This window comes from Kocuria sp. CCUG 69068 (genome assembly GCF_020833785.1).
Taxonomy (GTDB): domain Bacteria; phylum Actinomycetota; class Actinomycetes; order Actinomycetales; family Micrococcaceae; genus Kocuria; species Kocuria rosea.
This window is the reverse complement of record NZ_PDDL01000221.1, coordinates 1-1799: the sequence shown is the minus strand read 5'-3', so window position 1 is coordinate 1799 and position 1799 is coordinate 1. Positions and strand designations below refer to the sequence as shown.

Below are 1799 nucleotides of genomic sequence, written 5' to 3'. Positions count from 1 at the left end.
CCCCGGGCGGGGCGCCCGGACCCGCCGGCGCGGTCGGCGCGGAGGATGAGGCCGCGGGGGAGGGCGCGGGGGCGTCGGCGGTCTCGTCCGGACCGGCTGCGGCGGCGCCCCGCCCGATGCTCAGGCGCCGTTCCAGCCGGTCGACGCGGGCCGTGACGCCGCGCGTGGTGTCCTCCGAGGACGGCAGGAGGATGCGTGCGCACAGCAGCTCGAGGTGCAGCTGGGGCGAGGTGGCCCCCGTCATCTCGGTGAGGGCCGTGTTCGTGATGTCGGCGGCCCGGGAGAGCTCCGCCGCTCCGAGCTGGGACGCCTGGTTGCGCAGCCGGGCGATCTGGTCCTGGGGCATGCCGTGCAGGATGTTGCCCGCGGACTCCGGGACCGCGTTGACGATGATGAGGTCCCGGAACCGCTCGAGGAGGTCCTCCACGAAGCGGCGCGGGTCCTGGCCCGTCTGCACCACCCGGTCCACCGCGCGGAACACCGTGGCGCCGTCCCCGGACGCGAAGGCGTCGACCACGTCGTCGAGCAGGGCGCCGTGCGTGTAGCCCAGCAGGGCCACGGCGAGGTCGTAGCCGATGCCCTGCTCGTCGGAGCCGGCCATGAGCTGGTCGAGCACGGAGAGGGTGTCGCGGACGGATCCGGCGCCCGCGCGGACCACGAGGGAGAGCACCCCCGGGGCCACCTGCACGTGCTCCTCGGCGCAGAGCTGCTCCAGGTAGTGCATGAGCGGCTCGGTGGGGACCAGCCGGAAGGGGTAGTGGTGGGTGCGGGACCGGATGGTGGTGAGCACCTTGCTCGGCTCGGTGGTCGCGAAGATGAACTTGATGTGCTCCGGCGGCTCCTCGACGATCTTGAGCAGGGCGTTGAAGCCCTCGCGCGTGACCATGTGCGCCTCGTCGATGATGAAGATCTTGTACCGGTCCCGGACGGGCGCGAACGTGGCGCGCTCCCGCAGGTCGCGGGCGTGGTCCACGCCGCCGTGGCTGGCCGCGTCCATCTCGATCACGTCGAGGGAGCCGGCGCCGTCCCGGGCCAGGTCGCGGCAGCTGTCGCAGCGGCCGCACGGGGTGGCGGTGGGGCCCTCCGCGCAGTTGAGGCAGCGGGCCAGGATGCGGGCGGAGGTGGTCTTGCCGCAGCCGCGCGGGCCGGAGAAGAGGTAGGCGTGGCTGACCCTGTCCTTGCGCAGCGCCGTCATCAGCGGCTCGGTCACGTGCTCCTGACCGATGACGTCCTCGAAGGTCTCCGGGCGGTAGCGGCGGTACAGGGCGGTAGTCACAGATGACACCTTAGCGACGGAATCCGACAGGCGGGCCGGGCGGATCGGCGCTGGGGACGCGGGCCGCCGCGGGGACGAGAAGACCCCTCGCGCACCCGCCAGAGCCCATTTACCCTTGCTACCTTCCGGTCCTGGGGGAGTTCAACAGGATGACGCCACGCGAGGGGCTGTCGACGAGTCTAGCGGATGCGGCGGGCCGGGTCGAAACCCGGCCCCGGCGCCGTGGATTCGGCATTGCCCGGCGGTTCGGTTATGCTGGACCCCGCATGTTCCGGCGCCGTCAGGCCGCCGGTCGTGCGTGCCTGGAGGATTCGCCTAGCGGCCTATGGCGCACGCCTGGAACGCGTGTTGGGTTCACGCCCTCGGGGGTTCAAATCCCCCATCCTCCGCACTCGCAGCAAGAGCCCCGCACCGGAGACGTTTATCCCGGTGCGGGGCTCTTTCTCGTTCCTCCGCCGGCCCGCGGCCACCCGGCCCGTGGGTCGCCGGCCCGCGGCTCCGGCCGCCGCGGCGCCCCGGCGGC

Annotated in this window: 1 protein-coding gene, 1 tRNA gene and 1 other RNA gene; 1 reads left to right on the top strand and 2 read right to left on the bottom strand. The window is 73.0% G+C overall.

Annotated elements, in window-relative coordinates; translation table 11 throughout:
* Together CRM73_RS19085 and ffs are read right to left on the bottom strand one after the other, a co-directional pair.
* On the bottom strand, window positions 1–1276 hold a 1276-nt coding region (locus tag CRM73_RS19085), incomplete at its 3' end, for a DNA polymerase III subunit gamma and tau (RefSeq protein WP_229588784.1).
* 75 nt (window positions 1277–1351) lie between these two features.
* An RNA gene (gene ffs / locus CRM73_RS19080) (signal recognition particle sRNA small type) lies at window positions 1352–1448 on the bottom strand.
* A 132-nt stretch (window positions 1449–1580) separates the two neighbouring features.
* On the opposite strand from ffs, the gene CRM73_RS19075 reads away from it, so the two are divergent.
* Window positions 1581–1665, top strand: a tRNA-Ser gene (locus tag CRM73_RS19075).
* Window positions 1666–1799 lie beyond the last annotated feature (134 nt).